At 53.6% G+C, this 25,359-nt stretch carries 23 protein-coding genes; 7 read left to right on the top strand and 16 right to left on the bottom strand.

All coding sequences use genetic code 11. The features are described from left to right. Nucleotides 1–11 precede the first annotated feature (11 nt). Entirely contained in the window at nt 12–422 is a 411-nt protein-coding gene (locus FCH32_RS06485; RefSeq protein ID WP_115258999.1) for a YbhQ family protein, read from the top strand. Here FCH32_RS06485 and FCH32_RS06490 read toward each other — a convergent pair. The 5 genes from FCH32_RS06490 to cecR are packed head-to-tail and all read right to left on the bottom strand — an operon-like array spanning nt 384 to nt 6,025. After that, entirely contained in the window at nt 384–1,490 is a 1,107-nt protein-coding gene (locus FCH32_RS06490; RefSeq protein WP_096757769.1) for an ABC transporter permease, read from the bottom strand. The genes FCH32_RS06485 and FCH32_RS06490 overlap by 39 nt on opposite strands. A gap of 10 nt (nt 1,491–1,500) precedes the next feature. Further along, nucleotides 1,501–2,634, bottom strand: a complete 1,134-nt coding sequence (locus FCH32_RS06495) for an ABC transporter permease (protein ID WP_115258998.1) — start codon at nt 2,632–2,634, stop codon at nt 1,501–1,503. Continuing rightward, nucleotides 2,627–4,363 (bottom strand): ATP-binding cassette domain-containing protein, encoded by a 1,737-nt coding sequence (locus tag FCH32_RS06500; RefSeq protein ID WP_117341670.1) that lies wholly within the window; start codon nt 4,361–4,363, stop codon nt 2,627–2,629. Before FCH32_RS06500 ends, FCH32_RS06495 begins: the two co-directional genes overlap by 8 nt. Next, complete coding sequence (hlyD, locus tag FCH32_RS06505; RefSeq protein ID WP_096757766.1) at nt 4,356–5,351, bottom strand: secretion protein HlyD; 996 nt, start codon at nt 5,349–5,351, stop codon at nt 4,356–4,358. Before hlyD ends, FCH32_RS06500 begins: the two co-directional genes overlap by 8 nt. Then, entirely contained in the window at nt 5,348–6,025 is a 678-nt protein-coding gene (gene cecR / locus FCH32_RS06510; RefSeq protein ID WP_135912356.1) for a transcriptional regulator CecR, read from the bottom strand. Before cecR ends, hlyD begins: the two co-directional genes overlap by 4 nt. 229 nt (nt 6,026–6,254) lie before the next feature. Here cecR and rhlE point away from each other — a divergent pair, with 229 nt between their 5' ends. The 4 genes from rhlE (at nt 6,255) to FCH32_RS06530 (ending at nt 12,112) form a co-directional block, all read left to right on the top strand. Beyond that, nucleotides 6,255–7,601 (top strand): ATP-dependent RNA helicase RhlE, encoded by a 1,347-nt coding sequence (rhlE, locus tag FCH32_RS06515; RefSeq protein ID WP_096757764.1) that lies wholly within the window; start codon nt 6,255–6,257, stop codon nt 7,599–7,601. A 95-nt stretch (nt 7,602–7,696) separates the two neighbouring features. Beyond that, the gene (dinG, locus tag FCH32_RS06520) at nt 7,697–9,847 is read left to right on the top strand and encodes an ATP-dependent DNA helicase DinG (RefSeq protein WP_174360664.1); all 2,151 of its coding nucleotides are present in this window, start codon (nt 7,697–7,699) and stop codon (nt 9,845–9,847) included. Between the two features lie 29 nt (nt 9,848–9,876). Continuing rightward, a complete protein-coding gene (ybiB, locus tag FCH32_RS06525; RefSeq protein ID WP_174360665.1) occupies nt 9,877–10,845 on the top strand; it encodes a DNA-binding protein YbiB in 969 nt (322 codons plus the stop codon). 181 nt (nt 10,846–11,026) lie between these two features. Continuing rightward, the gene (locus tag FCH32_RS06530; protein ID WP_174360666.1) at nt 11,027–12,112 is read left to right on the top strand and encodes a malate/lactate/ureidoglycolate dehydrogenase; all 1,086 of its coding nucleotides are present in this window, start codon (nt 11,027–11,029) and stop codon (nt 12,110–12,112) included. Between the two features lie 94 nt (nt 12,113–12,206). Here the strand turns inward: FCH32_RS06530 and ybiJ are convergent, their stop codons facing one another. From ybiJ to mcbA, 5 genes are all read right to left on the bottom strand, one after another. After that, nucleotides 12,207–12,467, bottom strand: a complete 261-nt coding sequence (gene ybiJ / locus FCH32_RS06535) for a DUF1471 family protein YbiJ (RefSeq protein WP_096757760.1) — start codon at nt 12,465–12,467, stop codon at nt 12,207–12,209. 300 nt (nt 12,468–12,767) lie between these two features. Beyond that, nucleotides 12,768–13,034, bottom strand: a complete 267-nt coding sequence (locus FCH32_RS06540; RefSeq protein WP_174360667.1) for a DksA/TraR family C4-type zinc finger protein — start codon at nt 13,032–13,034, stop codon at nt 12,768–12,770. Nucleotides 13,035–13,110: 76 nt separating this feature from the next. Next, nucleotides 13,111–13,788 carry a PKHD-type hydroxylase YbiX gene (ybiX, locus tag FCH32_RS06545; protein WP_135912352.1) on the bottom strand — a complete coding sequence of 226 codons (678 nt, stop codon included), beginning with the start codon at nt 13,786–13,788 and terminating at the stop codon, nt 13,111–13,113. A gap of 43 nt (nt 13,789–13,831) precedes the next feature. Next, complete coding sequence (locus FCH32_RS06550) at nt 13,832–16,117, bottom strand: catecholate siderophore receptor Fiu (RefSeq protein ID WP_174360668.1); 2,286 nt, start codon at nt 16,115–16,117, stop codon at nt 13,832–13,834. Nucleotides 16,118–16,405: 288 nt separating this feature from the next. Beyond that, nucleotides 16,406–16,666 (bottom strand): DUF1471 family periplasmic protein McbA, encoded by a 261-nt coding sequence (gene mcbA, locus FCH32_RS06555; RefSeq protein ID WP_096757757.1) that lies wholly within the window; start codon nt 16,664–16,666, stop codon nt 16,406–16,408. Between the two features lie 211 nt (nt 16,667–16,877). On the opposite strand from mcbA, the gene rlmF reads away from it, so the two are divergent. Then, nucleotides 16,878–17,804 carry a 23S rRNA (adenine(1618)-N(6))-methyltransferase RlmF gene (gene rlmF / locus FCH32_RS06560; protein ID WP_096757756.1) on the top strand — a complete coding sequence of 309 codons (927 nt, stop codon included), beginning with the start codon at nt 16,878–16,880 and terminating at the stop codon, nt 17,802–17,804. Here rlmF and ybiO read toward each other — a convergent pair. The 6 genes from ybiO to rhtA all read right to left on the bottom strand — a co-directional run bounded on the left by ybiO (nt 17,801) and on the right by rhtA (nt 24,477). Then, nucleotides 17,801–20,035, bottom strand: a complete 2,235-nt coding sequence (gene ybiO / locus FCH32_RS06565; protein WP_117341676.1) for a mechanosensitive channel protein — start codon at nt 20,033–20,035, stop codon at nt 17,801–17,803. The two genes, rlmF and ybiO, sit on opposite strands and share 4 nt — an antisense overlap. 118 nt (nt 20,036–20,153) lie before the next feature. After that, a complete protein-coding gene (glnQ, locus tag FCH32_RS06570) occupies nt 20,154–20,876 on the bottom strand; it encodes a glutamine ABC transporter ATP-binding protein GlnQ (protein WP_115258988.1) in 723 nt (240 codons plus the stop codon). After that, nucleotides 20,873–21,532: a glutamine ABC transporter permease GlnP gene (glnP, locus tag FCH32_RS06575; RefSeq protein ID WP_096757753.1), complete on the bottom strand. Its 660-nt coding sequence runs from the start codon at nt 21,530–21,532 to the stop codon at nt 20,873–20,875. The genes glnQ and glnP overlap by 4 nt, the downstream gene beginning before the upstream one ends. A 137-nt stretch (nt 21,533–21,669) precedes the next feature. Further along, the gene (gene glnH / locus FCH32_RS06580; RefSeq protein ID WP_096757752.1) at nt 21,670–22,416 is read right to left on the bottom strand and encodes a glutamine ABC transporter substrate-binding protein GlnH; all 747 of its coding nucleotides are present in this window, start codon (nt 22,414–22,416) and stop codon (nt 21,670–21,672) included. Nucleotides 22,417–22,781: 365 nt separating this feature from the next. Beyond that, entirely contained in the window at nt 22,782–23,285 is a 504-nt protein-coding gene (gene dps / locus FCH32_RS06585) for a DNA starvation/stationary phase protection protein Dps (protein WP_096757751.1), read from the bottom strand. A 304-nt stretch (nt 23,286–23,589) separates the two neighbouring features. Further along, a complete protein-coding gene (gene rhtA, locus FCH32_RS06590) occupies nt 23,590–24,477 on the bottom strand; it encodes a threonine/homoserine exporter RhtA (protein ID WP_135912349.1) in 888 nt (295 codons plus the stop codon). Nucleotides 24,478–24,820: 343 nt separating this feature from the next. On the opposite strand from rhtA, the gene ompX reads away from it, so the two are divergent. Then, nucleotides 24,821–25,336: an outer membrane protein OmpX gene (gene ompX, locus FCH32_RS06595; protein WP_096757749.1), complete on the top strand. Its 516-nt coding sequence runs from the start codon at nt 24,821–24,823 to the stop codon at nt 25,334–25,336. Nucleotides 25,337–25,359 lie beyond the last annotated feature (23 nt).

Raw genomic sequence — 25,359 nt, forward strand, 5'->3', positions numbered from 1 at the left:
GGAGAAAAGCCATGAGGTGGCAACAACGTGTTCGTGTCGCAACAGGTCTTAGTTGCTGGCAGATTGTGTTGCATTTACTGGTAGTGGCATTGCTGGTAATGGGCTGGATGAGCGGCACGCTGGTGCGCGTCGGCCTGGGATTATGCGTCGTTTATGGCGTCACGGTTTTATTAATGCTGGCGCTGCAGCGTCATCATGAACAGCGCTGGCGTGATGTCGCCGACGTACTGGAAGAGCTGACTACCACGTGGTATTTCGGTGCGGCGATGATCGTGCTGTGGCTGCTGTCCCGCGTGCTGCAAAACAACGTCTTACTGGCGTTAGCGGGACTGGCGATCCTTGCCGGACCCGCAGTGATTTCGCTGCTGGCGAAAGACAAAAAACTACATCACTTTGCGTCTAAACATCGCATACGCCGCTGATCCGGTCGTGGCCGCTATCACCAACAGTGGCCACAAACTTCCCCAGACAATCTTCAGGCTCGCATCCTTCAGGTAAATCTGTTTCGTGATGTCCGTAAAGTGACGAATTGGGTTTATCCACGTCAGATTCTGCAGCCAGACCGGCATGTTTTCGACCGGAGAAACGTATCCTGACAGTAAAATTGCCGGCATCATAAAGACGAACACGCCGATAAACGCCTGCTGCTGGGTTGAACACAGCGATGAAATCAGCAGACCAAAGCCCACCAACGACAACCCGTAAATCACCATCGTGAAGTAGAACAAGCCCAGCGAACCGGCAAACGGAATGTGATAGGCCCAGATGCCAATAGCCAGCACGATAGTGGCCTGAAAGGTAGCCACGATCAGCGCAGGCACCGCTTTGCCAATGAAAATTTGCCAGGTGGTGAGCGGAGAGACCAGCAGCTGATCCAGCGTGCCCTGCTCACGTTCGCGGGCTACCGACAGCGAGGTGACGATCATCACACCGATGGTGGTGATCATGGCGATCAGCGACGGAACGACGAACCATTTGTAATCCAGATTCGGGTTATACCAGTTACGCACCACCAGTTCGCTGTTGTTCGGCTTCGCTTTGCCGTCCATCAACTCTTGCTGGTATTCCTTAACGATCTGTTGCAGATAATTCGCTGCGATCTGCGCGCTGTTTGAGTTGCGCCCGTCAAGGATCAGCTGCATAGGTGCTTGTTGGAAGGTATCCAGATTACGCGAAAAGTCGGCCGGGAAGCGCACCAGCAACAGGGCTTTTTGCGTGTCGATGGTCGGTTGGATCTCCTGCGGGCTTTTCAGCAGCAGGATATGGGTAAAGGCGCTGGCGCGGGCAAAGCGCTGTGTTAATTCCACTGAATGCTTGCCGTTGTCTTCGTTATAGATGGCGATAGTGGCGTTGGTCACTTCTAACGTGGCTGCAAACGGAAACAGGATCACCTGAATCAGCACCGGTAAAATCAGGATCGCCCGCGTCTGCGGCTCGCGTAACAGCGACTGCAGCTCTTTGCGAATTAATGTCCATAAACGATGAAACATGGCCGTCCCCTCAATCCAGCCGACGTTTGGTTTTAAGCCACGTCAGACCAATAAACATCACCGCCGAAGCGATTAAAAACAGCACGTTGATGATCAACACTACCGGAATATTTCCCGCCAGAAACAGGCTTTGCAGGGTGCTGACGAAATAACGTGCGGGAATGATATACGTCACCGCGCGAATAATGGCGGGCATGCTGTCTATCTGGAAGATAAAGCCCGACAGCATAATAGATGGCAGGAAAGCGGCGTTGAGCGCCACCTGCGCGGCATTAAACTGGTTGCGGGTGATGGTGGAGATCAGTAATCCCATGCCAAGCGTACTGAGCAGAAACAGGCTGGTGATAAAAAACAGGATCAGCAGAGAACCGCGATAGGGCACGCCAAGAATAAACACCGACACCAGCATACACAGCAGCATCGCCAGCATGCCGAGAAAATAATAGGGGATCAGTTTACACAGCAGCAATTCGACGCGGGTGACTTCGGTCGACAGCAGCGCTTCCATGGTACCGCGCTCCCATTCACGTGCGACCACTAATGAGGTCAGGATCGCGCCGATGACCGTCATAATAATGGTCACAGCTCCTGGAATAATAAAATGCTGGCTGATCGCCGCCGGGTTGAACCAGTAGCGGGTCTGCACGTCGATCAGCGGTTCGAACGATTCGCCGCGGTCTTCTGCCCGCTGCTTTTGCCAAATCTGCCAGATGCCTTCCACATAGCCTTGCACAAAGTTGGCGGTGTTCGGTTCGCTGCCATCGGTGATCACCTGAATGGGCGCAATATCGTTTGGCCGCGCCATCTGCTGGGCAAAATCCACCGGGATCACCACCAGTCCGCGAATACGCCCGGCCTGCATTTTCTCAACTAACTCCTGGCGGTTGTCGCTGATGGTGGCGTCAATATACGGCGAGCCGGTCATGGTATGGGTAAAATCCAGCGCCTCTTCGCTCTGTTGCTCGAGCAAAATCCCCACCCGCAGCTTGCTGGAATCGAGGTTAATCCCGTAGCCGAAGATAAACAGCAACAGTAATGGGATCACCACGGCAATCAGCCAGCTACTGGGATCGCGCACGATCTGCCGCGTTTCTTTAATGCACAGCGCGCGCACGCGTCGCCATGAAAGCGCGTGATTACTCATGTGCGTGCTCCTTATCCCAGTCATTGATAAGCGTGATAAACGCCTGCTCCATAGTCGGGTCCGGCGTGTCGTTATCGGCCGCCTGCGCTTTCAGGTCGTCCGGCGTGCCGCTGGCGATTAGCTTACCGCGGTACACCAGCCCGATACGGTCGCAATATTCCGCCTCGTCCATAAAGTGGGTCGTGACCATTACCGTCACACCTTTTTCTACCATGCTGTTGATATGCAGCCAGAACTCGCGACGGGTGAGGGGATCAACCCCGGAGGTCGGTTCATCGAGGAACAGGATGTCGGGTTCATGCATCAGCGAACAGGCCAGCGCCAGACGCTGCTTAAAGCCTAGCGGCAGTTCGTCGGTGGCATGAGAGGCTATGCTCTTCAGGCCGAACGCCTCGCTCATACGATCGATTTTTTCTTTCTGTGCGCGTCCGCGCAGGCCGTAGACGCCGGAGAAAAAGCGCAGATTCTGCTCCACCGTCAGGTTACCGTACAGGGAGAATTTCTGCGCCATATAACCCAGATGCTGGCGTGCTTTTCCGGAACTGACCTTCAGGTCCATGTCCAGCACCAGCGCTTTACCTGAGGTGGGAACCAGCAGGCCGCACATCATTTTAAACGTGGTCGATTTACCCGCCCCGTTGGGGCCTAACAGGCCAAAAATCTCACCGCGTTGGACGGCAAAATCCACATGGTCGGTGGCGGCAAAATCACCGAATTTTTTGGTCAGCGCTTTGGCTTCAATCACCGTTTCACCGGCGGTACCTTCTACGGTGTGCAGGATAGCGCCCAGCGGCGATTCAGAGGTTCCCGCGCCGCCGAGTAAATCGATAAACGCATCTTCAAAGCGCGGCGCTGTACTGGTGATGGTGATTTCCGGCATGCCTTCAGCTTTGCGAATATCGTCCGCCGTGGCCGCTTTTTTCAGGATCAGGCGCACGGATTTCCCCTGAATCATGCCGTCGCTGACCTGCGGTAACTTGAGCGCGCGTTGTAGCAGTTTGCGGTTATTTTCCTGCGGGCTGCTCATTAAAAAACTGCGCCCGGCCATGGTTTGCGTCAGCTGAGTCGGATCGCCTTGATAGAGCAATTCACCTTCGTTCATCAGCAGCACATCGCGGCACTGCTCGGCCTCGTCCAGATACGAGGTGCTCCAGAGGATCAACATGCCATCCCCGGCCAGTTCATGCACCATTTGCCACAATTCGCGGCGGGATATTGGGTCTACGCCCACGCCGGGCTCATCCAGCAGCAGCACTTTGGGTTCGCCGACCAGCGTACAGGCAAGACCCAGTTTCTGCTTCATGCCGCCGGAGAGTTTCCCCGCCAGACGTCCGGTAAACGGCCCCAGCGAGGTAAACTCCAGCAGACGGGCAAAGGTTTTCTCCCGCGCTTCACCGGTAACGCTGCGTAAATCGGCATAGAGATTGAGGTTCTCCATGACGGTCAAATCTTCATACAGGCCGAATTTCTGTGGCATATAGCCCAGCACCGCATGCAGGGCGCTGTCGTTGATGATGGGGTCAAAGCCAATCACCGTCGCGCTGCCGCCATCCGGCTTCAACAGGCCCGCCAGCATCCGCATCAGCGTGGTTTTCCCTGCGCCGTCGGGACCTACCAGACCGGTGACATAACCTGCGTGAATCGTGCAGTCGAGCGGGGCGACCGCCGGTTTTTCCATCCCGGCAAAGCGCTTAACCAGCCCGTTGAGGGTAATGACTGCGTCATTCATGCCGCGCCTCGTCACCGAACTTCACCGTCACCGGCATTCCCTGACGCAGCGCATCGTCGGCATCGGTCACGACAATACGCAGGCGGTAGACCAGGTCGGTACGCAGGTCCGGGGTCTCTACCGTTTTCGGTGTAAACTCTGCTGTTGGCGACACAAAGCCGATTTTGCCGTGGTACGGTTTATCCGGGCGGCCATCGGTATAAAGCAGAATTTCACGTCCTGGCTGCGCCTGGCTCAGATTGCGTTCGTCCACATAGGCGCGGACCCACACCGGCCGGGTAAGCGACAGCGTCAGCACCGTGCCGCCCGCGTTCAGCATACTGCCGGGCTCGACCGCACGGGTAAGCAGTGTGCCGTCAGACGGGGAGGTCAGCGTGGTGTCATGCAAATCGAGTTCAGCCTGCGCCAGCTGCGCCTGAGCTTGTTCGAGCGTCGCTTTCGCCTGGGCGATATCCTGCGGACGATTACCGCTGCGGTATTGACTGAGTTTATCCTGCGCGGATTTCAGCGTTGCCAGCGCCTGGTCGCGTGAAGAACGGGCGTTTTCCAGATCGTTGGCTGAGATAGTGCGGCTTTTCCATAATCCGAGCTGGCGATTATAAAAGTTCTGCGCGTAGTCATACGCTGCCTGGGCCTGCTTCACGGCCGCCGCGGTTTGTGCGATTTCTTCTTCACGATACCCGGCCAGCATCAGGTCGTACTGCGCCTGCGCGGCGGCAACGTTAGCCTTCGCCTGCATCAGCGCGTTTTCGTAGGGGGCGTGGTCCAGTTCGCCCAGTACCTGACCGGCAGTAATCGCATCACCTTCGTCAACCGCCAGCGAGGCCAGCCTGCCGCCTACGCGAAAACTTAAATTGACGCTGCGGATATCGACGTTGCCGTACAGGGTCAGGCCGTTATCTTGTTGGCTTTGATACCACCACGTTCCACCAGCAATCACGGCAACGAGGGCCGCGATAACCAGCCCGAGAACGACAGGTTTTTTCATGACTCCAGACTCCTTTGCGTTAAACCTTGCAGAATAAGATCGATGTGACAGGTGATCGTGTGTTCAATTAGCGCGGTTTTATCCGCATCAAATTGTGACCAACCCGTGCGCAACAGAATAGTTTCTTTACCCAAACGGAAGGCCAGCACTTCACCCAATATGGCGTGGGTATGCAGGATCATTTGGGTGTCATTGGCATCGCGACCCGTATAAGCGGCAATTAAGCGGGTCAGGTGGCTATGCAGCGGGTTGATCACCTGGTCATGCACCAACTGATAGGCTGCAGTGGGGGAGAGCTGTTCGCGCGAAATAAATTTGCTCAGGTTCACCGTGTCATCCTGGGTTAACAGCGTGATCATGTTTTTGCAGGCACGCAGGATCAGTTCGCGCATGGCGGCCCGGTCCGGCTCGGGTTGGGTAAACAGACGCTCGGCTTCTTCAGCATGAGGGCGAAACTGTGAACCGATAAAATCCGCGATCCACTGGGCGCAGGCGAGATATAAATCCTCTTTTGAACCAAAATAGTAGGTAATCGCGGCGATGTTTTGTCCGGCCTGAGCGGCAATATCGCGCGTAGTGGCATGCAGTCCGTACTCACCAAATTGTGCGAGCGCGGCGGCAATCAGCTGGTTCTTTGCCTGTTCACCTTTAGTTGTCATGGTGGATGTATTCATGGCATGCCTAAATTATTAATCAATCGATTGATTAAGATTATGACTGATTTCTGCACTTGTCTAGTCTGGTGGTTTATTTTGTTTTTCGCGGCTGGCGGGATAATTTATGCGGTACATCACAAAAACTGCTACACTCCGCCCCTTCATGACATTGTGGTTTTTGTCATCTCTTTTGCGAGTATCGTCCTGAAAACGACACCGGTAACGGTCAGGGCGGTTCGGAGTAGTTATGTCTTTTGATTCCCTTGGTTTAGATCCTGAAATCTTGCGCGCCGTTGCCGAGCAGGGTTACCGTGAACCTACCCCTATTCAGCAGCAGGCAATCCCCGCCGTGCTGGAAGGCCGTGATCTGATGGCCAGCGCCCAGACCGGCACGGGGAAAACGGCAGGTTTTACCCTGCCGCTGTTACAACACCTCATTACCCATCAGCCGCATGGCAAAAGCCGTCGTCCGGTGCGTGCGCTGATCCTGACGCCAACCCGCGAGCTGGCGGCACAAATTGGCGAAAACGTCCGCGATTACAGCAAGTATCTGAACGTCCGCTCGCTGGTGGTTTTCGGCGGCGTAAGCATTAACCCGCAGATGATGAAACTGCGTAGTGGCGTAGATGTGCTGGTGGCAACGCCGGGCCGTTTGCTCGATCTGGAACATCAAAACGCGGTGAAACTGGATCAGGTTGAGATCCTGGTACTGGATGAAGCGGACCGTATGCTGGATATGGGCTTTATCCATGATATTCGTCGCGTACTGGCTAAACTGCCCGCTAAACGTCAAAACCTGCTGTTCTCCGCAACGTTTTCTGACGACATTAAGTCGCTGGCAGAAAAACTGCTGCATAACCCGCTGGAAATTGAAGTTGCGCGTCGTAATACCGCGTCTGAGCAGGTCAGCCAGCTCGTTCACTTTGTGGATAAAAAACGTAAACGTGAATTGCTGTCACAGATGATTGGCCAGGGTAACTGGCAGCAGGTGCTGGTCTTTACCCGTACCAAACATGGCGCCAACCACCTGGCAGAACAGCTGAATAAAGACGGTATTCGCAGCGCGGCGATCCACGGTAATAAATCGCAGGGTGCGCGTACGCGTGCGCTGGCCGATTTTAAATCCGGCGATATTCGCGTGCTGGTGGCGACCGACATCGCGGCTCGCGGGCTCGACATTGAAGAGCTGCCGCACGTGGTGAACTATGAGCTGCCAAACGTCCCGGAAGATTATGTTCACCGCATCGGACGTACCGGTCGTGCTGCGGCTACCGGTGAAGCGCTGTCTCTGGTGTGTGTTGATGAGCACAAGTTGCTGCATGACATCGAAAAACTGCTGAAAAAAGAGATACCGCGTATTGCGGTTGATGGCTACGCGCCGGACCCGTCGATTAAAGCCGAGCCAATCCAGAACGGACGCCAGCAGCGTGGCGGCGGCGGTGGTCGTGGGCAAGGTGGAGCAGGCCGTGGTCAGCAGCCGCGTCGCCAGGATGGTGGTGCGCCAAAAGCGAAACCGCGTAACAGTGAAGGCAAACCGGCAGGCGACAAACCGCGTCCACCGCGTCGTCCTCGCAGACCGTCTTCTGCACAGTAATTGCGAGCCCGGCCGAATAGCCGGGCTTTTTTTTTGCGACGCGTATCAGAAAGTGCCACAATAGTGGCTGTTTATACAGTATTTCAGGTTTTCTCATGGCATTAACCGCAGCGTTGAAAGCGCAAATTGCCGCCTGGTATAAGGCGCTTCAGGAACAGATCCCCGACTTTATCCCCCGTGCACCGCAGCGGCAGATGATTGCTGATGTCGCGAAAACGCTGGCTGGGGAAGACGGGCGACATCTGGCTATCGAAGCGCCGACCGGCGTCGGGAAAACGCTGTCCTATTTAATTCCGGGGATTGCCATTGCCCGTGAAGAACAAAAAACGCTGGTGGTCAGTACCGCCAACGTCGCGTTGCAGGATCAGATCTACAGTAAAGACCTGCCGCTGCTGCGCAAAATTATCCCTGATCTGCGATTTACCGCCGCGTTTGGGCGAGGGCGCTATGTCTGCCCGCGTAATTTAGCGGCCTTGGCCAGTACCGAACCCAATCAGCAGGATTTGCTGGCGTTTCTCGACGATGATCTGACGCCCAACAACCAGGAAGAACAAAAACGTTGCGCCAGGCTCAAAGGCGACCTCGACACTTACAAATGGGATGGGTTGCGCGATCACACCGATATCGCCATTGATGACGGGCTCTGGCAGCGTCTGAGCACTGATAAAGCCAGCTGTCTGAACCGTAACTGTCATTACTACCGTGAATGCCCATTTTTTGTTGCCCGCCGTGAGATCCAGGAAGCCGAAGTGGTGGTGGCAAACCACGCGTTAGTGATGGCGGCCATGGAGAGCGAAGCGGTGTTACCGGAACCGAAAAATTTGCTGCTGGTGCTTGATGAAGGCCACCATCTGCCGGACGTCGCGCGCGATGCGCTGGAAATGAGCGCCGAGATTACCGCGCCCTGGTATCGGCTGCAGCTGGATTTATTCAGCAAACTCGTGGCGACCTGCCTGGAGCAGTTTCGCCCGAAAACCACGCCGCCGCTGGCTAATCCAGAGCGCCTGAACGCCCACTGTGAAGAGCTGTATGAGCTGATCGCCTCACTAAACAACATCCTCAATCTGTACCTGCCCGCCACGCAGGAAGCCGAACACCGCTTTGCAATGGGCGAGCTGCCTGCGGAAGTGATGGAGATTTGTCAGCGTCTGGCGAAGCTCACCGAGATGCTACGCGGTCTGGCGGAACTGTTCCTCAACGATCTCAGCGAAAAAACCGGCAGCCACGATATCGTTCGTCTGCATCGGGTTATTTTGCAGATGAACCGGGCGCTGGGTATGTTTGAAGCGCAAAGTAAACTGTGGCGGCTGGCTTCGCTGGCGCAGTCATCAGGCGCGCCGGTGACCAAATGGGTGACGCGTGACGTGCGTGACGGACAGATGCATGTCTGGTTTCACTGCGTGGGGATCCGCGTCAGCGATCAGCTTGAACGCCTGCTGTGGCGCAGCGTGCCGCATATTATCGTCACCTCTGCCACCTTACGCTCGCTCAACAGTTTCTCGCGCCTGCAGGAGATGAGCGGCCTGAAAGAAAAAGCAGGGGACCGTTTTGTTGCGCTGGACTCGCCGTTTAATCATGTCGAGCAAGGCAAAATTGTCATTCCGCAGATGCGTTACGAACCGTTGATGGAGAACGAAGAGCAGCATATTGCCGAAATGGCGGCTTATTTCCGCGAACAGGTGGAAAGTAAAAAACATCAGGGCATGCTGGTGCTCTTTGCCAGCGGTCGGGCAATGCAGCGTTTTCTTGAGCACGTAACCGATCTGCGTCTGCTGTTGCTGGTGCAGGGCGATCAGCCGCGCTACCGACTGGTGGAACTGCACCGCACGCGGGTGCAAAACGGTGAGCGTAGCGTGCTGGTTGGGCTGCAGTCTTTTGCCGAAGGCCTCGATTTGAAAGGCGACCTGTTGACCCAGGTTCATATTCACAAAATTGCGTTTCCGCCCATCGACAGCCCGGTGGTGGTGACTGAGGGCGAATGGCTGAAAAGCCTGAATCGCTATCCCTTTGAGGTGCAGAGTTTACCTGCGGCATCGTTCAATTTGATTCAGCAGGTTGGGCGACTCATTCGTAGTCACGGTTGCTGGGGCGAAGTGGTGATTTACGATAAGCGTTTATTGACCAAAAACTATGGTCAGCGTTTACTGAATGCGTTACCCATATTTCCGATAGAGCAACCTGGTGTGCCAGACGTTATAGTAAAACCAAAAGAAAAAGCGAAACCCACACGCCGCCGTCGGCGTTAACGATGTGAGCAACAGGCAAGGAGTTATCGATGGATTACCGCAAAATCATCAAAGAGATTGGGCGAGGTAAAAATCACGCGCGTGACCTGGACCAGGATACCGCTCGCGGACTGTACACCCACATGTTAAACGGCGACGTACCTGACCTTGAGATGGGCGGCGTACTGATTGCGCTGCGTATTAAAGGGGAAGGTGAGGCAGAAATGCTGGGCTTTTATGAGGCGATGCAAAACCATACCCTTCGCCTGACGCCGCCCGTTGCCAAACCGATGCCTATCGTCATTCCCAGCTACAACGGTGCGCGCAAGCAGGCTAACCTGACGCCGTTGCTGGCTATTTTGCTGCATAAGCTGGGTTTCCCGGTCGTGGTGCACGGGGTGAGCGAAGATCCAACCCGCGTGCTGACGGAAACCATTTTTGACCTGATGGGGATTGCACCTACCCTGCATGCCGGACAGGCACAGGCCAAACTTGAGGGACATGAGCCGGTGTTTATCCCAGTGAGCGCGCTGTGCCCGCCGCTGGAGAAACAGCTGGCGATGCGCTGGCGGATGGGCGTACGCAACAGTGCGCATACGCTCGCGAAATTAGCCACGCCGTTTGCTGACGATGCCGCACTGCGTCTTGCCAGCGTTTCGCATCCGGAGTACGTGTCGCGGGTAGCGAAATTCTTTGGTGATATCGGCGGGCGCGGCCTGCTAATGCACGGCACGGAAGGGGAGGTGTACGCCAACCCACAGCGTTGCCCGCAGATCAGCCTGATAGACCATTCTGGTGTACGAGTGCTGCAGGACCGCCAGAGCGAGATGCCTGACGAGCCAGTGCCGCTGCCGGTGGCAAAAGATCCGGAAACCACCGCGCGCTGGATAGAGCGTTGTCTGGCCGGAAGTGAGCCGGTACCGGCCTCGTTGAGGATTCAGATGGCCTGCTGCCTGGTGGCAACCGGCGAAGTCGCTACGCTGGCTGAAGGATTTACCCGCGTCGACCAGTGCTTCTGATGTGCTCATCACCCGGCGGGCCTGTTCTACAGGTCCGCCCGTTCCCGCCTTTTCTGCTATTCCTGCTATTTCTGCAATGTGAAATTTCTGCACGTTTATTGACCTCCTGAGCGTCGTGGCGCAGCATAGTTTGTTGAAAAATAAGAAACACAACAAACACGCAACATAACAGGAGATAACCATGAACAGTGGACACCGCTTTCATGCGCCTACGCTGCACGCCTTTATTCAGGCCGTTTTTCGTCAGATGGGCAGCGAAGAGCAGGAAGCGCGCTTAGTTGCCGATCATCTGATCGCCGCGAACCTTGCCGGGCACGATTCTCACGGCATTGGCATGATCCCAAGCTATGTTCGTTCCTTTTCGCAGGGACATTTGCAGCTAAACCGCCACGCGAAAGTGGTGAAAGACGCAGGGGCGGTGGTAACGCTTGACGGTGACAGTGCGTTTGGTCAGGTTGCGGCACATGAAGCTATCACGCTGGGAATCGAGAAAGCCCGTCAGTTCGGTATTGCCGCGGTGGCGCTACACAATTCCCATCACATCGGACGCATTGGCTATTGGGCAGAGCAATGTGCAGCCGCAGGCTTTGTCTCCGTTCACTTTGTGAATGTGGTCGGCATCCCGATGGTTGCGCCTTTTCAGGGGCGTGACAGCCGGTTTGGCACTAACCCTTTCTGCGCCGTGTTTCCGCGTAAGAATGATTTCCCCCTGCTGCTGGACTATGCGACCAGCGCCATTGCTTTTGGCAAAACGCGCGTTGCGTGGCATAAGGGTGAGCCAGTGGCGCCAGGATGTCTGATTGATGCTGACGGCGTTCCGACTACCGATCCCGCCGTGATGCAGGTGTCTCCGCTGGGCTCGCTGCTTACCTTCGCTCAGCATAAAGGCTATGCGCTGGCGGCAATGTGCGAAGTTCTGGGTGGTGCGCTTTCCGGGGGGAAAACTACGCACGAAGACAGTTTGCAGGACAGCGCTGACGCCATCATTAACTGCATGACGACGATCATTCTAAACCCGGAATTATTTGGCGCGCCGGATTGTGACCATCAGGTCGCCGCATTTGCGAAATGGGTCAAAGCGTCGCCGCATGGCGAGGACGCCCCGGTTCTGCTACCGGGTGAGTGGGAAGTGAATACGCGTGAGGCGCGACTGGCGCAGGGCATCCCGCTGGATTTAGGAAGCTGGCAGGCAATTTGTGAGGCGGCGCAGTTCGTGGAGATGCCGGAGACGGTGTTGCAAGAATTCCGTCATCGGTTGGAACAGTAAGCAAAAAAAAGCCCGTCCAGTGGACGGGCAAACAAAGGGTAACAAACAGGGTCAATGAGGGTTGGAGCATTGGGTCTTGCAGGTAATTCGTCGGTTATTTGTAGATAACCGCAGTGCCGCTCATTTTGTCTTTGCCGACAGCGGACGTAATGCTGTAGCCACTTGCACCTGCAGCGGCAGCTTTTTCAGCCAGTTTGGCTTCCAGGCCGTCCAGCGTGCTGGCGCCATCAGCAGATACCACGCCCACTTTATTCATGCTCTGTGCCTGAGTGGAAGTAACAGGCTCGGCAGCGAAAGCGCCAAATGACAGGGTAGACAGGGCGATGGCAGCAACAGCATATTTGATATTTTTCATGATTAATCTCTCGCAGGTTATTCTGTTAGTCAGTGTTTTGTTCGGTAGACGTTGTTTTGTCGATGTGAGAAGTATCACGTTTTTTTAGGTGAGAGAAAATCGAATAGAATTGACGACATCAATCAAAAAAATTGAATGACAAATAACTTATTGAATATTAATAAATTCGGAAGGCGGATTTACAGTTCTTGTCATTGCGATTTACAGAGCCAGCGACAACGGCACATTTTGCTACACTCATTGCAAAAAACCGTGCTCGTAAAGGAAATCGTATGCGCTGAAACTTTTGGTAAAGAAGGGTCAACGTAGCTGGCTGTCTTTCGATCCTCTACGATTATATCCTGAGTATGCGGTGTTATGTGAATCTTTATCCTGCTGACAGGCGATGCATAAACGTACCCCAGGTACCGCCTCGCGCCGGGCCTGAGGGATAGGATTGCCACATTCTTCGCATTCATACAGACTTTCACCCGTGGGTAACTCACCACGGACGCGGGCGACAGCATCTTCAATAGTATTGTTGATCTGTTCGTTCACCGCGTCGTCATTTGCCCATCCGGATGCCATAGCCCCTCCGTACATTCAGTTTGTATAATAATTATAGTGAATGATATGGATGGAAAACGAATGCACAAGCGGACCGTCAGATTTCAGACCATTCGCGCAGCAGATTATGGTAGAGATTGAGCAGCGATGGGATCTCGGCGCTTTCACCGTGGCGGGCCTTCAGGGACTGGATGTTCTTATCCAATTCAAAGAGCATGGCGCGTTTTTTATCGTCGCGGATCATCGACTGGATCCACATAAACGACGCTATACGAACGCCGCGCGTCACCGGTGTAACGCAATGCAGACTGCTGGAAGGGTAGAGCACCAGGTCGCCAGCCGGGAGTTTGACCGCATGCTGACCGTAAGTGTCATTGACCCGCAACTCTCCCCCCTCATAGCTGTCGGGGTCACTTAAGAATAATGTGGCGGAAAGGTCGGTACGCATCCAGCCGCTTTCCGGGTGGCTACGCACCGCGCCATCAACGTGAAAGCCGTAGGTCTCTGCGTTCTGATAACGATTGAACAACGGCGCGGAGATAGTTTTTGGCAATGCTGCAGCAAAGAACAGCGCGCTGCTGTTCACGGCGGCCAGCACCTCTTTATGTAACGCAGCATAGCGCTCGCTCTGCGTATCAACCTGCTGGTTATTTTTGACCTGAGCGCCCTGAACGCCTGTGGTAGCACGGCCATCTATCCACTCGGCTGAATCCAACTGTTCGCGAAACCAGGCAACGTCCTGCGGCGATAAGACGCCAGGAATGTGGTACATCATCAGTGTTTCTCCTGAAAGTGGGGCTTACGCCCCACGTGATACATTAGAAATGCATATTGGCGGTGAGCAGGAAGGTTCTCGGCTCACCCGGATGGTAACGGTATCCGCTCTTGTTGATCGAGGAGACATAATCGGTGTCAAACAGGTTATAGACGTTAAGCTGGAAATCGAGGTTGCGGTTTACGCGATATCCCAGTTTGGCATCCGCTACCCAGTAGCTTTCAGTAAAGGATGGCGTGCCCACCGCGCCGTCCGCGCCGCGATGCATACTGCCCACGTAGCGTGCGCCTGCGCCAACGGAGATATCATCCGTTGCCTGATACTGACTCCACAGGGTGAATGCATGTTCCGGTGTATACGGCAGGGAGGATGAACCATCCTGAGCGACGTCTTTACCGTTATGGACCGTGGCGCGCTGCTGGGTGTATCCGCCAATCACCTGCCATGCCGGGGTAATGTTGCCGGCTACCGACAGTTCGTACCCTTCAACGCGTTTCTCTCCATACTGGGACCAGGTACCGTCATCGTTCTGCTCGACCTCGTTCTCAATGTCGGTGCGGAAAATCGCGGCGGTTAACAGCAGGCGCTTATCCAGTACTTCCCATTTGGTGCCAATTTCGCTGGTCTTTGCTTTTTGCGGTTTAAAATCAGTACGGTTGGCGCTGTTGCCGGTACCGCTCTGGGCGAGGGCAAAATTGCTGCCACCCGGCGGTTGCTGAGAGACCGCATAGTTAATGTAAATGTTGCCGTTATCTGTCAGATGATAAAGCGCACCCGCTTTCCAGTTCACCAGATTACCAGACTTAGCGGTATCGACGGTGGTGACCGGCGATCCTTTGGCTACGCCTGCCGGGCAGGCGACAGCACCGCGCCCGGATGCACCGCATGCCGTGGCGCTGTCATACTCGGTGCGGTAGTTATCGAGACGAATGCCGCCGTTCAGCTCAAACTCACGGGTAATTTGCAAGGTGTCAAATGCATAAATGCCGAAGGTGTCGGTCTGGCCGTTGGCGTTGGCACCGTTACGGTTTAATCCACCCACGCTGACATTGCTGTTGGGATGGTAAATATTCACCGGCGGTGGCGTGATCGGCACTACGCCGTAGTTGGTCTGCGTTTCACGCGTAAACTCTACGCCGGTGCTGATGTCATGGCCAATGGCGCCGGTATAAAATTTTGAGGTCAGGTTGGTCTGGTTGGTGAGGATTTTGTTGCTGACATCTTTGGTATTGGCCAGACGCGACCAGGTCCACGTGTCTACGCTGCTGGTTGGCTGCGTGATATTTGACGCGCCGCCCATCACCGCCGTCATCAGGTAATCTTGTTTGACTCGTGACCAGCGCGTGGTATTGCGCACGGTGGTGCTGTCGCTCAGATCATGCTCAAAGCGCATCGTCGCGGTATCGGTCGTCGAGTCGTCGTAATCCGAATCGGTGCCATAGAAATTATGCGTATCCACTTTCCCTGAATGATTCAGGGCAGAAGTCCCCGCAGAAGGTGCAGAGTACCCCGGCAGGCCGATGGTGGGAACACCGCCGTCCGGCGTGTTGTGCTGGGTGACGTGCAAGTAGTTCAGATACAGACGATTTTCGGTGCCTAAACCAAAGGCGATGGACGGGGCCACGCCGTAACGTTCATTTTTAACGTTATCGCGTCCGGCATCGTGCGTCTTTTCGCCCATCAGGTTTAATCGTGCGGCGGTGGTCTCGCCAATGACCTGATTGATGTCCAGCGTACCGCGGCGGAACCAGGCGCTGCCGACGCTGGCAGAGGCATCAATGCCGGAGTCAGTGCGCGGTTGCTTGCTGATCATGTTGATAGAGCCGGTCGGCGCGCTGCGGCCATAATCGGTACCGGAAGGACCTTTAATTACTTCAACTTGTTCTGTATTGAAGGTATCGCGCGTCACGCTGCCAATATCGCGAACGCCGTCGATGTAAATGCTGTTCGAGGTATCGGCCCCACGCATATAAATCGCGTCACCGGTGGTGGAGTTGCCGTTTTCACCGGCGAAAAATGCGCCTACGCCCGGCACGTTCTTTAGCGCATCGGTCAGATTTGTTGCCCCTTGATCCTTAATGACCTGCTCAGAAATCACCGTCATGGTGCGCGTCGTATCAGCAACAGGACGGGAGAATTTCGGATCGGCAGAGTGGGTGGGGGCGTACAGCGACGGTTTGGCGGCTTCTACGACCAGCGTATCTTCTTGTTTCTTATCCTGATCGCCTGCGGCGACTGCCTGAGCGACCGGAGACAGGCCGATGCACAGACCGGCAAAAAAGGTGAGTGAATGGAAACTACTGGACGGCAGGTTGCGATTTTTATCCATGTTAATGAGTAGCTTATTATTTTTTGAGTAGAAGGTTTCACTCGTGCGAAGGGACATCTCTTTGGATGTTACGCCTGCAGGTCTCGCCGTAATGAAATGCGTAATTGATAATGATTTTGATAAGCATTATTAATCAGTGCGACTTTTTAGCATTCATTAATTCAAAAATAAATACATTTATTTACATTGGATTCAAAATTCCAACATGATGGTTACAAATTGTGCAGGGAGTACGGAGAGCAAAAAAGAAAACTGCATTCAGGACGAATGCAGTTAGGCTGAGGGAGATTACTTGTAGATAGTTGCGGTACCGTACATCTGATTTTTACCGCCAGCAGCATTAACCACAAAGCCTTTTGCGCCTTGCTCTTTCGCTTTTTCCGCCAGCTTGTCTTCAAGATCGGTCAGGCTTGACGCGCCGGTAGCCGACACGGTTCCGGAAGCCTGTAGCGGGCCGGTGGCAGGACTGGTATTAGGCGGTGCAGCAAAAGACGCAAATGTCATGCCGGTGAGTACGGTAGCGGCAAGGAGTGTGAGGCATTTCTTCATAATGATATCCTCTGAGAAACAACGGGTAGTGCCTGATAAGTTTAGGACGTCATTGCCGGACGTTTACCGCAAAAAATTGATGGACAACTGAGTGTTTTTTGAACGATTTGTTTTGTGGAAATCCAGCACAAATTATCGATTTTCCGTGCCATGCGTGTTTACCGCGTGGCGTTATGCGGGTATCTTACGCCGCTGTTAATAGGAGAATGTTATGCCCCCCCAGAAACCGGGATTACACCCACGCAACCGCCACAATGGCCGTTACGATCTTGCCACGTTATGCCAGGTTACGCCCGAATTGACGCAATTCCTCACCATTACGCCAGGCGGCGAGCAGAGCGTTGATTTTGCTAACCCATTGGCTGTGAAGGCGCTGAATAAAGCCCTGCTGGCGCATTACTATGCGGTGGCTAATTGGGATATTCCGCAAGGTTACCTGTGCCCACCGGTACCGGGTCGGGCGGATTACATTCATCATCTGGCCGATCTGTTGGGCGAAACGACGGGAACTATCCCGGCGAATGCGAGCGTGCTGGACGTCGGCGTTGGGGCAAACTGTATTTATCCGCTGATTGGCGTGCACGAATATGGCTGGCGGTTTACCGGCAGTGAGACCAGCCAGGAAGCATTGAGCAGCGCACTGGCGATCGTTAACGGTAATCCTGGGTTAACCCGTGCTATTCGCCTGCGCCGTCAGAAAGATTTGTCGTCTATCTTCAACGGAATTATTCATAAGAATGAACAGTTCGAAGCGACACTGTGCAATCCGCCGTTCCATGATTCAGCAGCTTCTGCCCGCGCCGGAAGTGAGCGTAAACGTCGTAACCTGGGACAGGACAAAGACGATGCGCTGAACTTTGGTGGGAAACAGGAGGAGCTCTGGTGTGAAGGTGGCGAAGTGGCGTTTATCAAAAAAATGATCGCCGAAAGCCAGGCCTTTGGTCGCCAGGTGATGTGGTTCACCACGCTGGTTTCACGCGGTGAAAATCTGCCACCGCTGTACCACGCCCTGACGGATGTGGGGGCGGTGAAAGTGGTCAAAAAAGAAATGGCCCAGGGGCAAAAGCACAGCCGCTTTATTGCCTGGACCTTTATGGATAACGATCAGCGTCGCCGTTTTATGGCGCGTCAGCGCTAAATCGTCGGTTCTGTCGGCGGCAGCGGATCGGCTGCTGCCGTGGGGCCATTCACCGGTGCGGGCAAAACCTGGTAGGTCTGTACCGGCGCGCGCACGTTGGCCAAATCAAAGTATTTTTTCACCTGACTGTCGAGCGCAAAGCGTACCGCCCACTGCTTCAGCGGTAAGGTGGTGAACGACACCCGCAGCGTAAACGCCGTATTGGTTAACCCGACAATGCCCGCGAATGACGGCTCGCCAATAATGAATCCGCGAATATCTTCTCGTTCCATCACCGCCGTAACGGCATCCTTCAACGCCTGATTGGCTTTATCGGCATCCTCATGGCGGTCCACGTCGTAATTGGCGACGACCGATCCAATGCCCCGTACAAAGTTGGCGAAGGTGGTTATCGATGACCACGGGATAATATGGTACGCCCCGGTGTCCTGGCGCACACCGACTGAGCGAATCGACATGCGCTCAACCGTGCCGGTTAGCGGACCGATGGTGACCAAATCACCGGTGTTCATGCCATTTTCAAACTGGATAAAGATCCCGGTAATAATATCTTTTACCAGTGTCTGCGAGCCGAAGGAGATAGCCAGCCCCAGCGCGCCCGCGCCTGCCAGTAACGGGGCAATATTGACCCCAATTTCCGACAACACGATCATGATAGTGATGGTGCTGATAATCACCGCCAGCGCGTTGCGAAACAGTGTCAACAGTGTACGGGTACGTGCGCTGGGCAGGGGCCGGCCGTGGATATCCGAGGTCAGACGGTTTTCAATCAGGCTGGCGAGCAGGGTCCAGCCGATAGCGGAGAAGAATAAAATCAGCGCGATACGGATCAGAATATCCACTGTTTTTTCTCCCGCGCCGTAATGCAGCCAGTTCCAGAAGTCGAACAGCCCCCAGGCGTTGAGCAGCAACATGATGGCGACACAGACCGTCAGGATCCGCGCGATGCTTAACGCCGTCGACAACCAACCATTCAGGCGTTTTTGCAATTCCGGATAACTGCGCTGGGTGTGTGGTGAAAGCGTAATGGTTTTGGCGATCCAGCGGGAAAACATACCAGAAATAAAGGCGGCGATGCCGATAATCACCAGGCTGCGCAGCGTTGCTCCCATCATAAACTTCAGGCTGTTGCCCGGATCAAACAGCGAGAAGAAAAACAGCACGATGAAATAGGCGCTGGCCAGCCAGTGCCAAACCAGCGCAAAGGCGCGGATAAACAGGCTGAAAAAAGCCAGCGACCTTTCTGCCAGACTCTGCAAATGCTCGGTGATCTCTTTCTTGTTCCTGAAGATCAGATACAGCGCCCACAGCGTAATGCACAGCATGATGATGACGTTAGCCATGGCGCCAACCTGTACATTGACCTGATTCGAGACGATGGGCACCACCACGATCAGCCCGTAGCCAATCAGGCTGCTGAGTGAGCTCAGGCGACGATTCCAGTAGCGTGCGCTTGCAGTCTGAATGTTGAACGGACGCAACTCGGCTACTGTCGGGCAAAATATCAGGCGTAAAATGGCCTTAAAGAACTCAATCAACGCGAAGGCATTAAGAAACAAACTTTGCTGGAAAGCGATAGTGCGGCTGCCGGCGTTCATGCGATCGCTTAAGATCTGCCCAACAAACAGCGTCAGGGCCAGCAGCAATAAATCGATGATGAACGCGCCAATAATCATGGCGGGAAGCTGTAGCCAGTTGCTGCGGTCACGATTTTTTTGCCGCGCCCATTGCCCCATTTTGCGATACAGCGGCAACGCACATAAGCGTACCAACCAGTAAAATCCGAACACGGATACCGCCAGCATAAAAAAGTGAGTCAGGGCATTGGTGAACGATTGCGGATTAAAAGTTTTGTGCGGAGCGTCGGTGATATTGCGATAAAGCTGGGCGAATCGGCTGGAGAGAGCTTCCCCGTAGTGGCGACTGACATCGGTCACGTTCTCGAGTACCGTTTTTTCTTCCGTCAGCGTGGGAGGGACGATAGTGGGGACCGGTTCAGGAGGCGGCGTTGCCGCTACTTTACGCAGTTGACCTATCAACTCCTGGCGTGAGGCATTATTCTCCAGCACGTCTGCCAGGGCACCGTAGGCGGCTTTTTTTTGCTCAACGTCAGGTTCAGCAGCGGGCTCCGCTGGTGGGCTGGCGGAGGCGGTGGACGTTACGCCGGGTATCGTGACCGCCTGAACGGGGACGCTCAGTAGAAAAAAACAGATGAATAAGATCCACCGCATGACTCCTCCCATGAGAAACAAACACAAAAGGATAAGTATAGATGCCCGGACGGGAGGGTCATGAAATCAGAACATTCTGGGGGAGAACCTCCCTTCGGGGAGAAGGGAGGTGTCAGCATCAGGAAACGTGCTGTAAAAATTCCTGCAGACGCTGGCTGGGCGGATTTTCAATCAAGGTTTGCGGATTACCGTCTTCGGCAATACGGCCCTTATCAATGAAGATCAGGCGTGAGGCCACTTTTTCGGCAAAGCCGATTTCGTGGGTCACAATCACCATCGTCATACCTTCTTCCGCCAGATCCTGCATGACTTTCAGCACTTCGTGACGCAGTTCCGGGTCAAGGGCTGAGGTCGGCTCATCAAACAGCATCATTTTTGGCTTCACCGCCAGCGCACGGGCGATCGCCACACGCTGTTGCTGGCCGCCTGAAAGCTCAGAAGGGTAGTGATGCGCACGCTCGGCGAGGCCCACTTTAGCCAGTAACTCTTTGGCCTGTTTCTCAGCCTGATCTTTCTTCGCCCCGCGCACGCGCAGCGGCCCAAACATGACATTCTCCAGCGCGGTCAGGTGTGGGAACAGATAGAACTGCTGGAATACCATCCCGGCTTCTTGGCGTATTAACCGCTCGTCGACCTTCGGATCGTTGACCTTCAGACCATCGACAATCAGTTCGCCGGAGGTTATCTCTTCCAGCTTGTTAATGCAGCGCAGCAGGGTCGACTTACCGGAGCCGGAAGGCCCGATAATCACCACGACTTCGCCCTGACCAATATTCAGATCGATGTTATGCAGCACCTGGGTAGGACCAAAATGCTTAGAGACGTTTTTAAATTCAATCACAGGATTTTCATCCTTCTTTCCAGACGACGCAGAACGAAGCTCAGCACCAGCGTAATAATCAGATAGAACACCGCAACGGCGCTCCAGATTTCCAGTGCGCGGAAGTTACCGGCAATGATTTCCTGACCCTGACGGGTCAGTTCAGCGACGCCAATGACAATAAACAGTGAGGTATCTTTAATGCTGATGATCCACTGATTACCCAGCGGTGGCAGCATACGACGCAGCGCGAGCGGTAAAATGACGTGACGAATAGTCTCTGTGCGTGAGAGACCCAGCGCCAGCCCGGCTTCGCTGAAACCTTTATGAATTGAGAGCACTGCGCCACGGGTGATTTCCGCGATGTAGGCACCGGAGTTAATCATGATGGTGACGACGGCGGCGCTGAAAGGATCAATGCGTAAGTCGTTAAACGCCATCGGCAGGGCGAAGTAAATAAACATCACCTGCACAACAATGGGGGTGCCGCGGATGACTTCGATAAATACCAGCGCAACGTGGTTGGCTATCCAACCGCCGAAGGTACGTGCAAAACCTGCTGCCAGCCCGATTACCAGGCCGCCAGCCAGACCGAGGACCGAAATCCACAGGGTCATTTTGGCGCCTTCAATCAAGAGCGGAATGGCGGGCCAAATGGCACTCCAGTCAAACTGCATATGTCGTTCCTGTTACCGTGGTGTAAATATTCAAATGCCTGTTTTGCCGGATGCGCCAGGCTTATCCGGCCTACAGGTCTCAAATCTGCTGGTGTAGGCCCGGTAAGCTTCGCGCTACCGGGCAACATCGCGAGTTATTATTTAGGTTCAGTACCGAACCATTTTTTGTAGATTTCGTTGTATGTGCCGTTCTCTTTCAGCGTTTTCAGCGCGCCGTTCACTTTCTCACGCAGTTCGTCGCTGCCTTTCGGGAAGGCAATACCGTACTGTTGGGCTTCCAGAGAATCGCCTACGGCTTTGAACTGGCCGTTGCCCGCAGTTTTGATGAAGTAAAGAATGTTTGGTGTGTCGTGCAGGACGGCATCTGCGCGGTTAGTGCCCAGTTCCATATACGCGTTATCGATGTTCGGGAACTGACGCAGATCTTTGGTTTTGATGTTTGCTTTCGCGTAATCGACAGAACCGGTTCCGCCTTTAACCGCAACCACTTTGCCATCCAGATCTTTCACGCTTTTCACGTCGTTATTGTTAGCTTTAACCATCACTAACAGGCCGCTTTTGTAGTAGCCGTCAGAGAAGTCGATCGCTTTTTTACGTTCTTCGGTGATGGTGATACCTGCCAGCGCCAAATCGATATTTTTGGTTTGCAGCGCAGGGATGATGCCGCTGAAATCCATCGGTTTCAGTTCATAATCCAGCTTCAGCTCTTTGGCCACGGCAGCCCACAGATCCACATCAAAACCGACGTATTTGTCACCCTGCTTGAATTCAAACGGAACAAAAGCGGTGTCAGTTGCGACAACGAGTTTCTTATCCGCGGCATGAGAAGACACCGCAAAAGCCAGGGTAAGTGCAGCCAGTGAAACTTTTAATACAGACTTCATAGGATTTCCTTTTATATCCACGGGGCGATCCCCTGCGAGAACATATGTCTTAATGAAATAATCGTGCCAATTTTGCAACTTATTGTTTTAACAAGAAGGTGTTACGTTTTGCTGCACAATAAGTAGGGCAAAGTGGGCAGCCTGCACCGTTTCGGGGCACTCATTTGGTGCGTGAAGGGGGCGGCACAAACGATATGACTATTTAGCGTAAAAATTGTTGATAAAACAATCTTTCGTTAACGATTGTGTGAGGTGATTATTACAAATATTTTACTTTACAGTGATAATCGATCAATGTTATGCACTAAAAAAGTGCAAAACCCCCGCCGGAGCGAGGGTTATATAGGAATTTCTTATCATGACCGTTATTCGATGTTGGCTTCGATAAACCACAAGAATTTGTCGAGATCGCGTGACGCAGCGGTGAAAATATCGGCGGTATCTTCATCTTTGGCTTCACTAATAGCTTTACGCACGCTGTTAGCGACCACGGCATAGCGTTCAGCCAGCTCTTTTAAGTGATCCTGCACGCTGTGAATATCCAGCGGGTAACTTTTCAGCGACGTTTTGCTGTTAATAACCTGCGTTGTCCCCAGCGCTACGCCACCTAACTGCACGGCGCGCTCGGCCATGGTGTCGAGGTGGTCGGTTAACGCGGTACGAAAGCCATCCAGCATTTCATGTACGGCAATAAAATTAGCGCCGCGCATGTTCCAGTGCGCTTGTTTGGTGATGAGTGACAGGTCGATGAACTGGATCACCTGCTGATTCAACAGCTCCACGGTCGCTTTCTTATCACTGTCGGATACATCGTTACGGGTATAAAGAAGGGGGGACGCTTTTGTTTTTACCAGTTTTGCGGTACTCATAATCTCATATCCTCTTGATATCTATGTTCCAGGTCATTCAACGAGAGTAAGTATAGACCTAAAATTAGTTTTAATTTTCTGGCCTTACCTATCACTTTAATAGTGAACAGGATGGAAAATATAAATATTCAATTAGATCATGCGCATAAGTGCAATTGTAATCTGTTGTCAGCTATTTTTTCTGGATGTTTATATTCGTAGGAAATAGGAATTGAGAAACAATGTCGGTATAAGAATAATAATCACTGAGATAAACAAAAGGCTATTCTGCATGATTATGCAAACCATGCAGAATAACGACAGGTTAATTCACGTCAAGTTGCTTAATTTGCGGCTCTTTACGGATGGTGAGCGTAGAGCCCATTGACGCGGCAATAATGGCTCCCAGCGCCAGCATTTGTACCATCGTCAGCGTTTCTCCGAGGAAGATCATGCCGGAAACAGCCGCCAGCGCAGGCTCCATGCTCATCAGCGTGCCAAAAGTGCGCGTAGGCAGGCGCGTTAAGGCGATCATTTCCAGCGAATAGGGCAGCGCCGTAGAGAGGATGGCGACCGCTAAGCCCAATGGCAGAATCGACCAGTGCCACAGCGCATCTCCGGCCTGAATCGCGCCCAGCGGCACGAAAATGATCGCTGCAATCAGCGACCCTACCGCCACGGTTGCCGGGCCATGCTCTTCACCAGCACGCTGGCCGGTAAGAATATAGACTGCCCAGCAGGCACCTGCGCCCAGCGCCAACGCGGCACCGGTTAAGTCGACGTGCGACACGTCCTGACCCAACGGCAGCAGGAACCAGAGCCCGAGTACGGCCAGTGCGACCCAAATGAAATCCACTGGGCGTCGGGAAGAGAACAGCGCGACTGCCAGCGGTCCGGTGAACTCCAGCGCCACGGCAATACCGAGCGGGACGGTCTGAATCGACAGGTAGAAGAGATAGTTCATCCCACCCAGCGACAGACCATAAAACAGCAGAGGAAGACGCTGCTCTTTGGCAAAGCGTAACCGCCAGGGTTTAAAGAATGCGATGAGGATTAGCGTTCCCAGTGCCAGACGTAGCGCGGTAACGCCTGGTGCGCCGACAACAGGGAATAGCGACTTCGCCAGTGATGCTCCGCTTTGTATAGAGGACATTGCAATCAGCAGAACCAAAATAGGTAACCAGACTGGCGTTTTACGTGACGACCCCAGCATCCTTTCTCCTGTCAATTTAAGTAAAAGAGCGAGTGTACTGGAAATACACGCAGGTGGTTGAGTATTCGTTGAAAAAAAAACTGCACAGATCCGTACAATGGCCTGAAAGTGATGGATTAATAATCTGCGTGATTAGGAATTTTCCGGATGAATGTGCCGTATTGTGCGCGCAATAATGGCATTATTCGTTATAAAAGTGATGTTAATTGAAAGAGATAGCGGGTGTTTGAAATGTTCTGTTACATGAAAACCCCCGTTAGACATCGCTAATCGCAAAGAGTTTCCCATCAATTTTTGGTATATTTAAAACTTAAGATTTACTTGAAGCACATTTGAGGTGGTTATGAAAAAAATTGCATGTCTTTCAGCACTGGCCGCTGTTCTGGCTTTCTCCGCAGGTTCCGCTGTTGCGTCTACTTCTACCGTGACCGGTGGTTATGCTCAGAGCGATGCTCAGGGCGCTGCGAACAAAATGAACGGTTTTAACCTGAAGTATCGCTACGAGCAGGACAACAACCCGCTGGGCGTAATCGGTTCTTTCACTTACACTGAAAAAGATCGTACCGATGCTTCTGGCGACTACAACAAAACCCAATACTACGGCATCACTGCAGGTCCTGCTTACCGTCTGAACGACTGGGCAAGCATCTACGGCGTTGTTGGTGTTGGCTACGGTAAATTCCAGAACGCAGCATCTCCTGCTGACAACCACAGCACCAGCGACTACGGTTTCTCTTACGGTGCGGGCCTGCAGTTCAACCCGATCGAAAACGTTGCTCTGGACTTCTCTTACGAGCAGAGCCGTATTCGTAGCGTTGACGTTGGCACCTGGATTGCTGGCGTGGGTTACCGCTTCTAATCACTTCGGTGATATGAAAAATC

It is taken from the genome of Citrobacter gillenii, from assembly GCF_013337685.1.
In the GTDB taxonomy this organism is placed as follows: domain Bacteria; phylum Pseudomonadota; class Gammaproteobacteria; order Enterobacterales; family Enterobacteriaceae; genus Citrobacter; species Citrobacter gillenii.

Coding starts and splice junctions, on each gene's coding strand:
- FCH32_RS06485 (WP_115258999.1), top strand. CDS start 12: ATGAGGTGGCAACAACGTGTTCGTGTCGCAACAGGTCTTAGTTGCTGG.
- FCH32_RS06490 (WP_096757769.1), bottom strand. CDS start 1,490: ATGTTTCATCGTTTATGGACATTAATTCGCAAAGAGCTGCAGTCGCTG.
- FCH32_RS06495 (WP_115258998.1), bottom strand. CDS start 2,634: ATGAGTAATCACGCGCTTTCATGGCGACGCGTGCGCGCGCTGTGCATT.
- FCH32_RS06500 (WP_117341670.1), bottom strand. CDS start 4,363: ATGAATGACGCAGTCATTACCCTCAACGGGCTGGTTAAGCGCTTTGCC.
- hlyD (WP_096757766.1), bottom strand. CDS start 5,351: ATGAAAAAACCTGTCGTTCTCGGGCTGGTTATCGCGGCCCTCGTTGCC.
- cecR (WP_135912356.1), bottom strand. CDS start 6,025: ATGAATACATCCACCATGACAACTAAAGGTGAACAGGCAAAGAACCAG.
- rhlE (WP_096757764.1), top strand. CDS start 6,255: ATGTCTTTTGATTCCCTTGGTTTAGATCCTGAAATCTTGCGCGCCGTT.
- dinG (WP_174360664.1), top strand. CDS start 7,697: ATGGCATTAACCGCAGCGTTGAAAGCGCAAATTGCCGCCTGGTATAAG.
- ybiB (WP_174360665.1), top strand. CDS start 9,877: ATGGATTACCGCAAAATCATCAAAGAGATTGGGCGAGGTAAAAATCAC.
- FCH32_RS06530 (WP_174360666.1), top strand. CDS start 11,027: ATGAACAGTGGACACCGCTTTCATGCGCCTACGCTGCACGCCTTTATT.
- ybiJ (WP_096757760.1), bottom strand. CDS start 12,467: ATGAAAAATATCAAATATGCTGTTGCTGCCATCGCCCTGTCTACCCTG.
- FCH32_RS06540 (WP_174360667.1), bottom strand. CDS start 13,034: ATGGCATCCGGATGGGCAAATGACGACGCGGTGAACGAACAGATCAAC.
- ybiX (WP_135912352.1), bottom strand. CDS start 13,788: ATGATGTACCACATTCCTGGCGTCTTATCGCCGCAGGACGTTGCCTGG.
- FCH32_RS06550 (WP_174360668.1), bottom strand. CDS start 16,117: ATGGATAAAAATCGCAACCTGCCGTCCAGTAGTTTCCATTCACTCACC.
- mcbA (WP_096757757.1), bottom strand. CDS start 16,666: ATGAAGAAATGCCTCACACTCCTTGCCGCTACCGTACTCACCGGCATG.
- rlmF (WP_096757756.1), top strand. CDS start 16,878: ATGCCCCCCCAGAAACCGGGATTACACCCACGCAACCGCCACAATGGC.
- ybiO (WP_117341676.1), bottom strand. CDS start 20,035: ATGCGGTGGATCTTATTCATCTGTTTTTTTCTACTGAGCGTCCCCGTT.
- glnP (WP_096757753.1), bottom strand. CDS start 21,532: ATGCAGTTTGACTGGAGTGCCATTTGGCCCGCCATTCCGCTCTTGATT.
- glnH (WP_096757752.1), bottom strand. CDS start 22,416: ATGAAGTCTGTATTAAAAGTTTCACTGGCTGCACTTACCCTGGCTTTT.
- dps (WP_096757751.1), bottom strand. CDS start 23,285: ATGAGTACCGCAAAACTGGTAAAAACAAAAGCGTCCCCCCTTCTTTAT.
- rhtA (WP_135912349.1), bottom strand. CDS start 24,477: ATGCTGGGGTCGTCACGTAAAACGCCAGTCTGGTTACCTATTTTGGTT.
- ompX (WP_096757749.1), top strand. CDS start 24,821: ATGAAAAAAATTGCATGTCTTTCAGCACTGGCCGCTGTTCTGGCTTTC.